At 71.5% G+C, this 15,405-nt stretch carries 13 protein-coding genes; 10 read left to right on the forward strand and 3 right to left on the reverse strand.

The genetic code is table 11. From position 1 onward, the window contains the following. Positions 1–52: 52 nt before the first annotated feature. Complete coding sequence (locus tag GKS42_RS14460) at positions 53–1,603, forward strand: acyl CoA:acetate/3-ketoacid CoA transferase (RefSeq protein ID WP_154794460.1); 1,551 nt, start codon at positions 53–55, stop codon at positions 1,601–1,603. After that, complete coding sequence (locus GKS42_RS14465) at positions 1,600–2,379, forward strand: enoyl-CoA hydratase/isomerase family protein (RefSeq protein WP_154794461.1); 780 nt, start codon at positions 1,600–1,602, stop codon at positions 2,377–2,379. Before GKS42_RS14460 ends, GKS42_RS14465 begins: the two co-directional genes overlap by 4 nt. A 213-nt stretch (positions 2,380–2,592) precedes the next feature. Here the strand turns inward: GKS42_RS14465 and GKS42_RS14470 are convergent, their stop codons facing one another. The 3 genes from GKS42_RS14470 to GKS42_RS14480 all read right to left on the reverse strand — a co-directional run bounded on the left by GKS42_RS14470 (position 2,593) and on the right by GKS42_RS14480 (position 7,211). Next, on the reverse strand, positions 2,593–3,474 hold the full coding sequence (locus GKS42_RS14470; RefSeq protein WP_154794462.1) for a DUF2268 domain-containing putative Zn-dependent protease: 882 nt from the start codon (positions 3,472–3,474) through the stop codon (positions 2,593–2,595). A 52-nt stretch (positions 3,475–3,526) separates the two neighbouring features. After that, positions 3,527–5,842: a M28 family peptidase gene (locus GKS42_RS14475; protein WP_154794463.1), complete on the reverse strand. Its 2,316-nt coding sequence runs from the start codon at positions 5,840–5,842 to the stop codon at positions 3,527–3,529. A gap of 187 nt (positions 5,843–6,029) precedes the next feature. Beyond that, complete coding sequence (locus GKS42_RS14480; RefSeq protein WP_154794464.1) at positions 6,030–7,211, reverse strand: XylR family transcriptional regulator; 1,182 nt, start codon at positions 7,209–7,211, stop codon at positions 6,030–6,032. A 231-nt stretch (positions 7,212–7,442) separates the two neighbouring features. On the opposite strand from GKS42_RS14480, the gene GKS42_RS14485 reads away from it, so the two are divergent. From GKS42_RS14485 to GKS42_RS14520, 8 genes are all read left to right on the forward strand, one after another. Further along, entirely contained in the window at positions 7,443–8,396 is a 954-nt protein-coding gene (locus tag GKS42_RS14485; RefSeq protein WP_154794465.1) for a carbohydrate ABC transporter permease, read from the forward strand. Further along, positions 8,393–9,256 (forward strand): carbohydrate ABC transporter permease, encoded by an 864-nt coding sequence (locus tag GKS42_RS14490; protein ID WP_154794466.1) that lies wholly within the window; start codon positions 8,393–8,395, stop codon positions 9,254–9,256. The genes GKS42_RS14485 and GKS42_RS14490 overlap by 4 nt, the downstream gene beginning before the upstream one ends. Continuing rightward, the gene (locus tag GKS42_RS14495) at positions 9,256–10,272 is read left to right on the forward strand and encodes a Gfo/Idh/MocA family protein (protein ID WP_154794467.1); all 1,017 of its coding nucleotides are present in this window, start codon (positions 9,256–9,258) and stop codon (positions 10,270–10,272) included. The genes GKS42_RS14490 and GKS42_RS14495 overlap by 1 nt, the downstream gene beginning before the upstream one ends. Further along, the gene (locus GKS42_RS14500) at positions 10,259–10,975 is read left to right on the forward strand and encodes a hypothetical protein (RefSeq protein WP_154794468.1); all 717 of its coding nucleotides are present in this window, start codon (positions 10,259–10,261) and stop codon (positions 10,973–10,975) included. The genes GKS42_RS14495 and GKS42_RS14500 overlap by 14 nt, the downstream gene beginning before the upstream one ends. Then, positions 10,972–12,036, forward strand: a complete 1,065-nt coding sequence (locus GKS42_RS14505) for a Gfo/Idh/MocA family protein (protein WP_154794469.1) — start codon at positions 10,972–10,974, stop codon at positions 12,034–12,036. Before GKS42_RS14500 ends, GKS42_RS14505 begins: the two co-directional genes overlap by 4 nt. Before the next feature lie 83 nt (positions 12,037–12,119). Next, positions 12,120–13,436 (forward strand): ABC transporter substrate-binding protein, encoded by a 1,317-nt coding sequence (locus GKS42_RS14510; protein WP_154794470.1) that lies wholly within the window; start codon positions 12,120–12,122, stop codon positions 13,434–13,436. A 35-nt stretch (positions 13,437–13,471) separates the two neighbouring features. After that, positions 13,472–14,257: an SDR family NAD(P)-dependent oxidoreductase gene (locus tag GKS42_RS14515; protein ID WP_154794471.1), complete on the forward strand. Its 786-nt coding sequence runs from the start codon at positions 13,472–13,474 to the stop codon at positions 14,255–14,257. Between the two features lie 40 nt (positions 14,258–14,297). Continuing rightward, complete coding sequence (locus GKS42_RS14520; protein WP_210769189.1) at positions 14,298–15,389, forward strand: Gfo/Idh/MocA family protein; 1,092 nt, start codon at positions 14,298–14,300, stop codon at positions 15,387–15,389. Positions 15,390–15,405: the final 16 nt, after the last annotated feature.

A 15,405-nucleotide genomic window follows, 5' to 3' on the forward strand; every position in this document is an offset into this window, starting at 1 on the left:
GAAATGGAAACCGGTGTCATCGGTACGGACACCTCAGCTGGAAGGACAGCCCATGCGAGCAGAGTTGCTCTCGGTCGACGACGCCGCGGCGTTGGTCAGGAACGGCGCCACCGTGGCGCTGGCCGCCAACGGCGGCGGGATGCTCGAACCCACCGAGCTGATCGGTGCCATCGAACGGCGCTTCCTGGCGACCTCCTCACCCCGCGCCCTGCACGTGGTGCATGCCCTCGGCGCCGGCGACCGCGCCTCGCGGGGCCTGAACGGCTTCGCCCACGAGGGGATGGTCCGGCGGGTCACCGGCGGGCACTGGACCTGGTCGCCGGCCATGATGCGCCTGGCCGCCGAGGAGAGGATCGAGGCGTACACGATGCCCGCCGGGGTGATCACGCACCTGCTGCGCGAGTCCGGCGCGCGCCGGCCGGGGTTGATCACCCGGACCGGGCTGCACACGTTCGCCGACCCTCGGCTGAAGGGCTGCCGGGCGAACGCGAGCGCGCGCGACGACGTCGTCGAACTGCTCGAGCTGGATGGCACCGAGTACCTGCGCTACCGCCCGTTCACGGTCGACGTCGCGATCATCCGCGGCACCGAGGTCGACGAGCGCGGGAACATCGGCGCCGACGCCGAGCCCGCGACCCTCGACGCGCTCGAGTGCGCCCAGGCCGCCAGAGGCTCCGGCGGGATCGTCATCGTCCAGGTGAAGCGCCGCACCACGGCGCCGCTGGACCCGCGCCGGGTGTTCATCCCGGCCGCGCTCGTGGACTACGTGGTGGTCGTTCCCGAGCAGCGCCAGACCTACCTCACCGAGGAGGACCACACCCTGTTCGACCCGGCGCAGCCGGCACCCGAGGGCGTGCCGGCCGGCTTCACCGACCCGATCCGGGCCGTTGTCGCCCGCCGGGCGGCCATGGAGGTCCGCGCGGGCGACGTGCTCAACCTCGGCTTCGGAATGAGCGCCGACGTGGGCGCTGTACTACGCGAGCAGGGCCGCCTGCACGAGGTGACCCTCGCCGTCGAGCAGGGTCTCTATGACGGCGCCCCGGAACTCGGCGACCTGTTCGGGATGTCCGTCGGGCCGTCCGCGCGGGTCAGCTCCGCGGTCCAGTTCGACTCCTTCGCGACCGGCCTGATCGACGTGACCTGCCTCGGCATGGCGCAGGCGGACCGCCACGGCAACGTGAACGTGTCCGCGTTCGGCGGCAAGGTGATGGGCCCCGGCGGCTTCGTCGACATCAGCCAGTACGCGCGTACCTCCGTGTTCTGCGGCGCCTTCCGCGCGAAGGGCCTCCAGATCGAGCTGCTCGACGGCGGAGCCCGCCTCGTGCGGGAGGGTCAGGTCGCGAAGTTCGTCGCCGACGTCGACGACGTCACCTTCTCCGGGCGCCTCGCCGCTGCCGAGGGCCGGCGAGCCCTGTACGTCACCGAGCGGTGCGTCTTCGAGCTGACCCCGGACGGACTCGCGCTCATCGAGGTCGCGCCCGGACTCGACCTCGAGCGCGACGTCCTCGCGCACCTGCCCTGGCGCCCGATCATGCGGGACGTGCGCCCGATGCCCGCCGAGGTCTTCGCCCCCATCAACCCCGTCCTTCTGGAGCAATCGTGATCATCGAGCACAAGTCCGACCACGTCGTCGTGACACTGGACCGTCCCGCCAAGCGCAACTCGATGGACCTGGACGCGTGGACAGGTCTGCGTGAGGCCGTCGAGTCCGCATCCGGGATCGCGGCCAACCGGGCCGTGGTGATCCGCGGCGACGCCCGCTCGTTCTGCGCCGGCAACGACATCGACTCGATGCGTGACCTGGCCGGCCCGGACGCGGCCGTCGCCTACTTCGTCGACGGGATGCTGCCGACCTTCGCCGCGATGGCCGCCTCTCCCCTGCCGGTGATCACCGTGGTCGAGGGCGCCGCGCTCGGCGGCGGACTGGAGATCGTCGTGGTCAGCGACGTCGTGATCGCCGGGCCGGGCGCCACGTTCGGGCTGCCGGAGACCCGGATCGGCGCGTGGCCGACCGTGTTCCTCGCGGCGGTCCCGTCCTCCTCCACCCGGCGCCTGGCCGCGCGGCTGGCGCTCGTCGGCGACACGATCGGACCCGCCGAGGCGCTGCAGCACGACCTGGTCAGCTACGCCGTCGACGACGTCGACGGGACCCTCGAGCGGGTCCTGGCGGGTATCGGCGCGGCCGCGCCCGACGCAACCGCTCGCAGCAAGCGGTGGCTGAACCGCGAACTGCTCGCGTCCGGCATGCCGGACGCGGCCGCGGCCCTGACCGAGCTCTCGCGCGAGACCCTGCAGGGCACGGAGTTCGGGGAGCGGATGGCGGCGTTCCTGGCGGCTCGGGCGGCACGGGCGGCCCAGCGGGCCGGGGTCCCCGCTTGACCGGGGCGCCGGCACGGCAGTCGAGGGTCCGATGCGACCCCGCACGCACCCTCCCTCCGTTCCGCTGACGCACGATGCGGGTCGGTCCATGCCCGACCCGCATCTTGCGTCAGCCGAACAGGTGCGCTCGTCACTCCCCTGGCGCGAAATGTCGGTCGGTCGGCGCGCGACCCGCATGGTGCGTCAGGGGAATCGACGGCGCCCCGGCGGACCTCAGCGCGCCGCGTCGAGCGCCACCTGGATGACATCCTCCCGATCTGCGAGCAACGCCTGGGCCGCCGTCCTCCCGGTCGCGGCCAGGTAGGCGTCGACCAGCCGGTTGCCGGCGGAGTAGCCCGCGCCCGTCGGCAGGCCGACCGGGGTGGCGCCGTACCGGCGGGCGTGCGCGTCACCGTGCACCCAGGCGGTGAAGTTCTGCATGCCGGTGACGTCGAGCCCGGTGACGACCTTCGCGAACACGGCGTCGTCGGCCAGGCCGGCGAGCCCGATCCGGGTGTAGCCGAGGTCCCCGTACAGCTGCCGCGCGAAGGCGTCGGCCAGCCCTTCGGAGACGACGTGCTCGCCGACCGTCACCGTGGTGGGGTCCCAGACTCGGTTGGCGTAGCGCAGGTTGTGGTTGAGCTCGTGGACCGTGCTCGCCTCGATCCGGGCGAGGTTCTCCTCGCTTGGCCAGAGGTTGAGCCAGAGGTAGCCGGTGACGCTGCCGTTGCCGCTCATCCCGAGGCCGACGTCCATGAAGAGCTCGTCGGCCGGGTTGCCGAGCACGATGAGGACCACGATCTCCTCCGGGACGGTGATGCCCGGAGTCGCCTCGAGCTGGACCGAGAGGGCGTCGGCAAGCGCCTTCTCCACGCGTTCCCATACGTTCGCGTCGGCCATGCGCTCGAGGGCCGGCAGGTAGCGCGCGTCGTCGGTGTCGAGGCGGAACCCGGCGCCGAGGTGATGGAGCTCGACGACGTCCGGCTCGCCCGGGAAGTAGCGGTACATGCCCGCGGCCTGCGCAAGGAACGGGCGAGCGGCCTCGGCGCGCTCGGCGACCGGCAGGCCGAGGACCTCACGCATCGCGGTCAGACTGTCCAGAACGGTGAAGGTCATGTTCTCGACGCTAGGCGTTGACGCGGCGGCAGAGTCAAGCCCCGGACCCGACTCACAGCTCCACTGTCCGGTACACATATACGTTCGGCGTCACCAGCACCCGGCCGTGCGGCGGCCCCTCGAAGCCCGGGACCACCTCGAGCTCGTGCGTGAGGTCGACCACGCGGAGCTCCGCCTCCGACGCCCGCCCGTCCAGGACCAGCGTGACCCGGGTCTGCTGCGCCCCGCGGAGCAGGAACCCGAAGTCCCAAGGGCCACCGTCGCCGTCTGACGCCGGGCCGGGGGCAACGGTGGGCAGGTCGCGCCCCTGCACCGTGGCCGAGACCACGTCGGCGGCGGCCACCCACAGTCCGATCGCGGGGGCGCCGCGGGCCGAGGTCACCTCCAGCACCAGTTCCCGGTGCGTGCCGGTGTCCCGGTCGGAGACCACGGCCACCTCGGGAGCGGGTAGGTCGGCGGCCGTCGCCGGTCCGTTCGCGATGGCACCGCCGCCGAGCCACGGCTGGTCGGCGAGGTCGCTGGACGGGGACGGCAACAGCTGCTCGGACCAGGCGGAGCCGGACGGCGACCACGAGGTCCACATCGCCTCACCGGAGTCGGCGTCCAGGGAGTAGGAGAGCATCTCCTGCCGCGGGTCGGTGCGCCCCTCACCGTTGGCCACGAGCCCGCCGACGGTGGCGACGACCGCCACGGCGAGCAGCGCGGCCGGCACCAGGACACGACGGCGCGACGGCGCCTCCCGCTCAGGCCGCACGAGCCCGGCCGCGTCCACCAGCGGGAGCGCAAGCAGCGCCACCACGGCCACGAACACCGCAGCCAACGGCCCGCCGGTGCCCAGCCCCACGTCGAACATGCCGACCACGGCAGGGAAGAACATGACCGCTGCGGGCAGCAGCCCCACCCCGAGCACGACCGCCCTGGCCCGAGCGGGCAGCCCCGCCCCGATCAGGGCGGCGACGGCCGCCGGGAGCACCGCGACCACCAGCACGAACGCGGCACCGGGCAGAACCAGAGCCAGCCCGAGCCCGGCCAGGGACAGGGTGACGAGCGCGCCCAGCCCGAGTTCGCCGTCGGGCATGACGGGCCGCAGCACCGCCCGCACCCCGAGGATCAGGCCCAGCGCGAGCGCGACCACGCCCACCTGGTAGAACAAGGGCAGGTAGGGCTCGCGCACCACGGCGCTCGCCTGGGCCGGGTCCACGGCCAGCGCGGCCTGCCAGAGCCCGACGGCGGCCGTCGCCACGAGCGGCAGGCTCGCCGCAGCCGTGGCTACTCCGAGCGCGACCCGCGGCAGACCCACCTCCCGGCGACGTCGTGCGCACGCCACCGCCGCGAGCGCGAGCAGCACGGTGAGAGCAGCCAGCGGCAGCTCGAGTCCCTCCGGCACGCGCAGCAGACCCCACGGGAGGGACGTGACCACGTCAGCGCCGCCGTCGGGCAGTCGGGTCAGGTCCGCCCCCGCGGCCGCGCGGGCGAAGGCGAGGGTGCCGGCGCCCATCTCCTGCAGGGAGGCGGCGCTGAGGTGCTCGAGATCGTCCAGCGGCGAGTGGTAGTAGGCGCCCGCACCGGTGATGGCGGTGTCGAATCCGGCGATCCCTCCGGCGGCGAACCGGGTCAGGTCGGTGTCGTTGGGCAGGAGCGCGAACAGTGCGTCGGAGAACGAGTCCACCACCGGCCGGGGTGTGTGCGCGAGCAGGTCGAGCAACATCCCGTTCGGCTCGGTGAGGCGCACCGATGCCGGCGACCCACCGGCGCCCCGGGCCTCCAGGTTCACGAGCACCGCGGGTCCCAGCTGCTCCGCCCGGTCGTGGACGAACGCCTCCGCGCCGAGCAGCCCGGGCTCCTCGGCGTCCGTGAGCAGCACCATCACGTCGTTGCGTGGCGCGTCCCCGGCGGTCAGCGCCCGCGCGGACTCCAGGGCGGCGGCGATCCCGAGGCCGTCGTCGGCAGCCCCGGGCGAGCCGGGCACCGAGTCGTAGTGCGCGGCGAGGATGACGGTGCCGGTCGGGTCGGTGCCGGGCAGGGTGGCGACCACGTTGGACACCGTGGCCATCGACGCTGCCGCCGGGTTCTCGTCAAAGGCGCCGACGGACTCGTGCACCTCTGTCTCCCAACCGAGCGGATCGAGTTCGGCGACCAGCTGCGCGCGGGCGTGCGCGTGCGCCGCCGAGCCCGGCGTGCGGGGGTCGGGCCCGAGCTGCTCGAGCAGCGCCACGCCGCGGGCAGCGCTGAACTGCGTGGCGGGGGCATCCGCCGGCGCCGGACCAGCCGGCATCGCGGCGATCGTCGCCACCGTGCCCGCGGCCGCCACCGCGGCGAGCATGATGGCCGCCGTCCTTGTCCTGCGCACTCTGGGTTGCTTCTCCATACCCTGACTCCCGCCGTCGTGACAGCGCCGAAGCGGCGCCGTCGCCACGCTAGGCGGGGTGGGGAGCCAGCGGATCGGCGCAAAGTGCCGAACCGGACTCGGTCATCAGAGGCAGGTGGTTCGCCGCGGCTCAGTCGAAAGTGGCAGGCCGCGCGAGTTTGGACCACGGTGCGGATGGTGACGACGATCAGCCGTGCGGGACACCATGCACCGAGGCCCCGCGCACGTCCTTGCGGTACTGGCCCGGCGATCTCCCGGTCACGCGCTTGAACGCGACGCCCATGTACTCGCTGTGACTGAACCCCAACCGCTCGGCGACCTGGGGCAGTGTCAGGTCCGTGGTCGACAGCAGTTCGGCCACTCGTTCCATCCGAACCCGCGTGATCTCGGCATGGACCGTGCGCCCGAGGATCCGCACGAATCGTTGGTCGAGGGCACGGCGCGACGAGCCCACGTGCCGCAGGACGTCACCCACGCTCACTTCGCCGTGCGCGCGATCCCGGACGAACCGCAGGGCCGCCACCACCTGTGGGTCATCGACCGAGAGGATCTCCGACGACTGTCGCGCCACGATCCGAACCGGTGGGATGAGCCGTAGGCCCGGCTCCAGCGCCTCGCCCGTCATCATCCGGTCGAGCATCGCCGCCGCGAGGTAGCCGGTCCGCGTGGTGTCCGGCTGGATGCTCGACAGCGACGGCGAGGTCAGCGTCGCGATCAGCTCGTCGTTGTCCACGCCGAGCACGGCCACCGCGTCCGGAACCGGGATGTCGGCCAACCTGCAGGCTTCGAGGATCTCCTGCCCGGCGATGTCGTAGCAGCCCAGCACGCCGACTGGCTTCGGCAGGTCCTGGAGCCAGCCGGCCAGCCATTGCCGGTCCCGCGACCGCATCCCCGACCGTTGCATCGCGAACATGTGTGCCTGCCCACCCCGCTCGGCGACATGGTGCACGAACCGCTCCCCGCGCGTCCGCGACCACCCGAACCGCTCGTCGCCGCAGAACGCGAACTCATGCAGCCCTCGTTCGGCGAAGTGCTCCACCGCGATTCGCGCGATGTCGTCGTCGTCGGTCTCGGCGCCCGGCAGCTCCGGCACCAACCTGGCGGCCGAGAGATCCACGGTCGGCAGCCCCAGTTGCCGCACCAGTTCCGCCGTCTCGGTGTTCTCGACCCGGGCGATCAGCCCGTCCCCCTGCCAGCCCTCCAGCCAGGAGAAGTCGGTCTCGTTGCGGCTGTGCTCAGCCAGGTACAGCGACCAGCCGTGGTGCGCCCGCACGTACGTCTGGATCCCGGCGAGCAGCCCACGCGCGTACGCGTTCGACGTCTCGATGAGCAGCGCGACCTGGCGCACCGGATGAGAGCCGGCACTCATGCCAGAACTCGAAGGAACTCGGCTATATATCGCATCGCACCCGCCCGGCCCGCCTCCCTAACATGGAGGCAGACCACAGCGGCAGTCCGCCCAGCAACGACGCCCCCGCCATCCCATGAACCTCCCGACGACTCCGACCGAGTAATTTTTCTCATGGGAGCACATAATCCCATCGGGTGTGCCTCGGCACCAGCACCCGCACCTGTCAGCAACGACGCGAACGGGAACCACATGACCACCACCACGTTGGAAGGCCAACGCCTCACGGCTCCGTCCGAACCACCACGACGGCGCCCGGCCGGTCGACGCGCGATCGCCCCCTACCTCTTCCTGACGCCTTGGCTCATCGGCCTGCTCGCGTTCGTGGTCGGGCCGATGATCGTCTCGCTCTACCTGTCCATGACGGACTACAACTTCCTGCAGGACCCCACGTTCATCGGGTTCGACAACTACGTCCGGATGTTCACCAGCGACCCCCGCTACCTCGCCTCCGTCGGCGTGACAGCGGTCTACGTGCTGGTCTCGGTGCCACTGCAGCTGGCCTTCGCCCTCGGACTGGCGCTCCTGCTCGACCGTGCGATCGCGGGCATCGCGATCTACCGCGCGGTCTTCTACCTGCCCTCGCTGATCGGTTCGAGCGTCGCGGTGGCGGTGCTGTGGCGGACCGTCTTCGGTGCCGACGGCCTGGTCAACTCGGCGCTCGGCCTGCTCGGGATCGAGTCCAGCCGCAGCTGGGTCGGCAATCCCGACACCGCGCTCATGACGATCATCGCCCTCAACGTGTGGACCTTCGGATCGCCGATGATCATCTTCCTCGCCGGACTGCGGCAGATCCCGCGCTCCTACTACGAGGCAGCCGAGGTCGACGGTGCCGGCCCGATCCGGCGGTTCCTCAACATCACCGTCCCGTTGCTGACGCCGATCGTGTTCTTCAACCTGATCCTGCAGACGATCTACGCCTTCCAGGCGTTCGTGCCCGCCTACATCGTCAGCAACGGCTCCGGTGGCCCGGCCGACTCCACGCTCTTCTACACGCTCTACCTCTACCAGCAGGGCTTCACGAGCTTCCAGATGGGCTACGCCTCGGCGATGGCGTGGGTGCTGCTGGTCGTCATCGCGATCGTCACCGGCCTCAACTTCCTGCTCTCCAAATACTGGGTCTTCTACGGGGACGGTGACCGATGAGCGCCGCCGACCTCGCCGACGCCCCGCGGCGCCAGAGCTCGCTCACCCGACGCGTCGCGATGCACGTGCTGCTGATCCTGCTCGCGCTCGGGATGCTGTACCCGCTCCTGTGGATGATCGTCAGCTCGTTGCGGGACAACTCCGCGATCTTCAGCGACGCCTCGCTCACGCTGCGCAACCTCAGCCTCGACAACTACGCCCGCGGCTGGGACGCCCAGCAGAACTCCTTCGCCACCTACTTCGGCAACAGCTTCCTGATCACCGGGCTCGCGATCGTCGCGAACATCGCCGCCTGCTCCCTCACCGCCTACGCCTTCGCCCGCATGACGTTCCGCCTGAAGGCGCTCTTCATGGCGATCCTGCTCGGCACGATCATGCTGCCCGAGCATGTGACGATCGTGCCCCAGTACGTGCTCTTCTCCGAGCTCGGCTGGCTCAACACCTTCCTGCCGCTGACGGTGCCGAAGTTCTTCGCCACCGAGGCCTTCTTCGTCTTCCTCATCGTGCAGTTCATGCGCGGCATCCCCCGCGACATCGACGAGGCGGCCGCGCTCGACGGCTGCGGCCCGTTCCAGACCTACTCGCGCATCATGCTGCCGCTCATCACGCCGGCGTTGGCGACGACGGCGATCTTCTCCTTCATCTGGACCTGGAACGACTTCTTCCGCCCGCTGATCTTCCTCACCGACAACAGCCTCTTCACGGTCCCGCTGGCGGTGCGGCTGTTCGCCGACATCGGCGGTACCGACTGGGGCGCCCTGTTCGCGATGTCGGTGCTCTCGCTGCTGCCGATCTTCATCTTCTTCGTCTTCGGTCAGCGCTACCTGATCCGCGGTATCGCGACGACGGGGCTGAAGTGATGGCGGCGGAGAAGGTGCGCGTGGCCGTCGTCGGCGCCGGAGCGTTCGGTCAGGCGCACCTACGGGCCTACGCCCAGCTAGACCGGGCCGACGTCGTCTGGGTGTGCGACCCCGACGTCGACGCAGCCCGGCGGGCGGCCACCGAGTTCGGCGTCCCGAACGTTGCCACCGACCTGGAGGCCGTGCTGGCCGATGACGGCGTCCATGTGGTCGACCTCGTCACCCCGGTCGCGCTGCACGCACCGCAGGCGACGGCAGCGCTCGAGGCCGGTCGCTCGGTGGTGTGCGAGAAGCCGATGGCGCTCGACCTGCCGGAGGCGCTCGCGCTCGCCGAGGTGGCCGCGTCCTCGCCCGGTGAGCTGCTGGTCAAGTACCACCAGCGCTTCGACCCCGTACACGAGCGGATGCGGGACCTTCTCGCCGAGGGCACCCACGGCACCGGGCTGGTCGCCCACATCGAGATCCTCGGCGACCACCTCGCCGCCCTGCGCTCGCGCGAACACTGGCGGGGCGACCCGCGCCTGACCGGCGGCGGCTGCCTCTTCGAGTCCGGCTCGCACCTCATCGACCTTGCCCACTTCTGGTTCGGTCCGGCCGCACGCGTGACCGCGACCACCCACCAGCTCGCGGCCGCCAACCCGGACAAGGGCGAGGACACCGCCACCCTCGTCGTCCAGTTCGCGAGCGGGGCCGTCATGACCCTGGTCGGGTTCTGGGGGGCTCCGGGATGGGACTGGCGCAAGGAGGTCTTCACCTCCCACCAGGCCCGGCTGTCGGTCGAGACCGGCGCCAGCAACGCACTGCGGCTGCGCGGCCGGGACGGCACCGACCAGGTACTCGCCGTCGAGGAGGACTGGTTCGCCCGTTCCGTGCGCCGCTCGCTCGCTCACGCGCTCGACTGCGCCGCCGGAGACGCTGCACCGCAGGTCACCGTCGACGACGCGCTCGCCTCGATGCGCACCCTCGACGCGGCCTACCGCTCGGCACGAGAGGGGCGGACCGTTGAACTGGCGTGAGGCCACCGTCGCGGACCTGCTCCGGGGGTCCACGAGCGGGCGGCCGGAGACGGCGGCCGCGCGCCCGCAACGGCGCCCCGCCCGGCCCGCCGTCCCCCGCGCCCCGTTCGCCGAACGGTTGCTCGACGGCACCCGAACCGTGGCGCTGCTCGCCGTGGTCAGCGTGATCGTCCTCGCGCTCGCCGTCGGTGTGGTCACGCTGTTGCCCGGTCTCGCCGCCGGGTCACGCCTGCTCGCACAGGATCGGGCCGGTCACCCGGTCCGCCCGCTCCGCGACCCCCTCACGCTCGTGCGACGGACGGCGGCGACCACGTGGCCGATCAGCGTCGCCGTCGCCCTCGGCCTCGTCGCGGTGACGGCCAACCTCCTCTTCCTCGGACAGCAACCGAGCACCCTCGCCGCCGCGCTCGTGGCCGTGAACCTGGCCGTCGTCGCGCTCTGCGGCTGGTGGACCGCCGCCTGCGCCCGTGAACTCGCGGACGATCCCCTGCTCGCCCGATCGGACCTGATCCGGCGTGCCACCGCCCGGGCCCTGGGCTTCGGCCGCTGGCACGTGGCCCTCGCCCTCGCCGTGGTCGCCGGTGCGGGGCTCGTACTCGTCAGCCCGCTCCTCGCCGCCCTGTTCGCCCCGGCGCTCGCTCTGCTCGCCGGCCGGCTCGCCGACCCCACCCCAACCCCACCCGCCCGAGAGGTGACTTCGTGACCATCCCCCTCCGCCTGGCCTTCCTCGGCGTGACCCACCCGCACGCCGCCGCCTGGGCCGATGCCGCCCGCACCGACCCGCGCACGACCATCGCGACCGTCCACGACGCCGACTCCGACGCCGGCCGCACCTTCGCGGCTCGGTACGACGCCGACGCCGTGGCCTCGGTGACCGACGCGCTGCGTGCGGTCGACGCCGTCGTGGTCGACGGGCGCAACGACGAGGCCGTCGGGTACGCGCACGCCGCGATCGACGCCGGTCTGCCGGTCTTCGTCGAGAAGACCGGCGCACGGACCGCCGCCGACCTGGCCGAGGTCGGGGCGCGTGCCCGCGAGGCCGGCCTCGTCAGCCAGATGGGCTATTTCGCCCGATACTCCGACTCCGTCGAGCGCGCCGCGCGGACGCTGGCCGACGGCACCCTCGGAGAGCTCTACCTGGCCCGGTTCCACTCCGCGATCCCCCACCAAGCATGGCGCACGATGGCGCACTGGTTCGCCGACGGCACGAACGTCGTCACGCCGTTCATGGAGGCCGGCTGTCACATGGTCGACGTCGTCCGGCACCTGCTCGGCGAGCCGAGCGACATCCGCGCGACCCGCGTCCGTCGACCCGGCACCCCCAGCCCGGGTGAGGATGCGCTCGCCGCGACGATGCGCATCGGCGGCGCGGTCGTCACCATCGACTTCACCGCCCACGAGGCCGACCCGTGGAACACGGGCTGGGGCGGCGAACTCTTCGGCGACACCGCCACGCTCCGCTTCCACGTCACCCCCGCCCGCACGGCGCTCGGCACCGGGACACACGTCCCGGAGGTGGTCTCCCCGGTGGCGACCGACGACGCCGACGCCATCGCGGCGTGCATGGCCGCCGAGAACGTCGAACTGATGCGACGCGGGATGGCCGCCTTCATCGACGCCGTGCACGGCACCGCCCCGAGCCCGGTCGACGTCGCCGACGGCGCCCGCACGCTCGCCGTCATCGAGGCGGCCCTGGCCTCCTGCGATCTCCCTGGGACCGACCCAGCAGTCCACCCCACGTCCGCCTCAGCCGCCGCTCGATGACCTGATCGCCGGCGGCACAACACCACCACCCCCCGCATCACCCGACCCGGTCGCGACGACGCGACCTTCCGAGAGGAACGACCATGATCAGCAGAAGACTCCTGCTCCAGTCCACCGGTGTTGCGTTCGGCGCCGCCGCGATCGGCGCCACCGCCGCCTGCGGGCAGGGCGGCGGCAACACCGGCCCCGAGGACGACGACGCGCCCAAGGACATGCGCTTCGCCTGGTGGGGGCATGAGGAGATGAACCGCACCACCACCGAGGCGATCGAGCTCTACAACAGCCGGTCGGAGAACGTCACCATCACCGGCGAGAACGCGTCCTGGGATGACTTCTGGGACCGGATGGCGACCCAGATCGCGGGCGACAACGGCCCGGATGCGATGCAGATGTCGAACCAGATGATCGTCGACTACGCCCAGCGTGGTGCGCTGCTCGATCTCGAGGAGTACATCGGCGACGTCATCGACACCAGCACCTGGAACGAGGACCTGCAGTCGTACGGCGTGATCGACGGCATCCGCGCCGGTGTCCCGATCAGCACCGACGGCTTCACGGTGCTGGCCGATCGCGACCGGGTCGAGGAACTCGGGCTGTCGCTGCCCGATGAGGGGTGGACCTGGGACGACCTGGCCGAGCTCGCCCTGGCGATCCGCGAGGCTGGCGGCGGCGACCTGTACGGCATGTCCGACGGGTCCGGGCGCTACGAGCTGCTCGAGCCCTGGGTACGCGGCCGCGGCAAGCGGTTCTTCAACGCCGAGGACAGCCCGGTCACCCTCGGTTTCGAGAAGGAGGACCTCGCCGAGTTCTGGGAGTGGTGGGCCAGCATGCGGGCCGACGGCGGCTGCGTCACCCCCGACATCGAAGCCGAGAACCTCAGTCACGAGACCAGCCCACTCGTCGGGGGCCGCGCACCGCTGTACTTCACCACGACGAGCGAGCTCACCGGTGTCCGGGCGTTGATGGAGTCGTCGATCCAGGCGTTGCCGATGCCCGACACCGCGGGCGGCTCCAAGCCGGCGAACTTCGTGCGGCCGAACCTCTTCATGAGCGCCTGGGCCGGCACCCCCTACCCGACCGAGTGCGCACGGTTCCTCGACTTCTGGATCAACGACCCGGAGGCCGTGGAGGTCATCGGCAACTCCCGCGGCGTGCCCCCGAGCCCCGAGGCAGCCGCCCTCGTCGAGGACGAGCCCGATGCCTCCGGTCTGCGCACGCCCTCGGAGTACCTCGCGCTCATCACCGAGATCGGCTCGCCGATGGACTACCTGACCCCGCGCTCCGGCCGTGACGTCTACCAGCTCCTCGGCCGTGTCGCCGAGGAGGTCCGCTTCGGCCAGACCGACATCCCGACGGCGGTCGACAGCTTCTTCGACCAGGCCGCCTCGACCCTCGCCTGACCTCAGACCCGTACCACCCATCCAGAAGGAGAACCATGCGTTTCAGCAACAAGGTCGCCGTCGTCACCGGTGGCGGCGCCGGCATCGGCCGACAGACCGTCAACATCCTGGCCGCGGAGGGGGCGATCGTCGTCGTCGCGGACTTCGACGCCGAGCGCGCCGAGAAGGCACGTGCGGCGGCACTGGAGCTCGGCGCGCCGGACGCGGCCGCCATCCAGCTCGACATCGCGTCGGAAGAGGACGCGATCGCGTTGGCGGCGCTGTGCCGGGACCGGTTCGGCGGCGTCGACGTGCTCGTCAACAACGCGGCGGCGCGGGTCTACGGCCCGGTGACCGAGGCCACGCTCGAGTCCTGGAAGTTCATCACCGACGTCAACCTGATCGGCCCGGGTCTCACCTGCAAGCACCTCATCCCGCTGATGGAGGGACGCGGCGCGTCGATCGTCAACATCTCCTCGGCGAACGGCGTCGTCGGGCGACCGGGAATGGCGCAGTACGACGCCACCAAGGCGGGCGTGCTCGGCCTCACTCGCTCGCTCGCCTGCGACCACGCCGACCAGGGCATCCGGGTCAACGCCATCCTGCCGGGGCCGACACTGACCGACTTCCACAAGGACCGCGCAGCCGAGGCCGGCCGCGAGATCGACCCGACCATCACCGAGCCCCACGAGGGCGGCCCGGGCGTGCTGCGCCGTCAGGGCCGGCCGGAGGAGATCGCGCACGCGGTCGCCTTCCTCGCGAGCGACCATGCCTCCTACATCACCGGAGCGTGCCTGTCGGTCGACGGCGGCCTGGCTGCGCTGTCCGGCAGGCTCGGATGAGTCACCTCGGTTCGTCGACGGCGGCGCTCGGGGGCATCCCGTGACGGTTCGGGTGGCCCTGGTCGGGCTCGGGTTCGGCGCCGAGTTCATCCCGATCTACCAGGCGCACCCGGACGCCGAGCTCGTCGCGATCTGCCAGCGTGACCAGGGCAAGCTCGACGCGATCGGGGAGGCCTTCGGCGTCGAGCGGCGGTACACCTCCTACGAGGACCTGCTGCGTGACGACGAGATCGACGCCGTCCACCTGAACACGCCGATCCCCCTGCACGCCGATCAGTCGGTGGCCGCGCTCGAGGCCGGCAAGCACGTCGCCTGCACCGTGCCCATGGCGACGTCGGCGGAGGACTGCGCTCGGGTGGTCGCCGCCGCCGACGCGAGCGGGCGGACGTACATGATGATGGAGACGGTCGTCTACTCGCGTGAGTTCCTGCACGTGCAGCGGCTCTATCGCGAGGGCGAGCTCGGGCGCCTGCAGTTCCTGCGCGGGGCGCACCACCAGGACATGACGGGCTGGCCCGACTACTGGGCGGGCCTACCACCGATGCACTACGCCACGCACGCCGTCGGACCGCTGCTGGCCCTGGCCGGCGCACCCGCGGACACCGTGACGTGCGTCGGGTCCGGGCGGATCCCCGAGGAGCTCGCGGCCCGGTACGGGTCACCGTTCGCGGTGGAGAGCGCGCACATCACGGTTCGGGACAGCGACCTCGCCGCCGAGGCCAGCCGGTCACTGTTCGCGACGGCCCGCGAGTACGTGGAGAGCTTCGACGTGTACGGCTCACTCGCGTCGTTCGAGTGGGCGCAGACCGAGGCGAGCGAGCCGGTGCTGTTCCGCGGGGAGGAGGCCTCCGCGCTGACGGTGCCGGACTACGCCCACCTCCTGCCCGACGAGATCCGGGCGTACACCACGCGCGGTGTATACGATGCGGAGAATGCGCACCTCTCGTTCGCGCAGGGCAGCGGGCACGGAGGCTCGCACCCGCACCTCGCCCACGAGTTCGTGCGGAGCCTTGTCGAGGGTCGGGCACCGTCGATCGACGCTCGGACGGCGGCGAACTGGACGTCGGTCGGCCTGCTGGCCCACGAGTCGGCGATGCAGGGCGGCGCAACCCTCGCGCTGCCTCGGTTCTAGGCGGCGAGCACGCCTG

This window comes from Occultella kanbiaonis (assembly GCF_009708215.1).
GTDB lineage: Bacteria > Actinomycetota > Actinomycetes > Actinomycetales > Beutenbergiaceae > Occultella > Occultella kanbiaonis.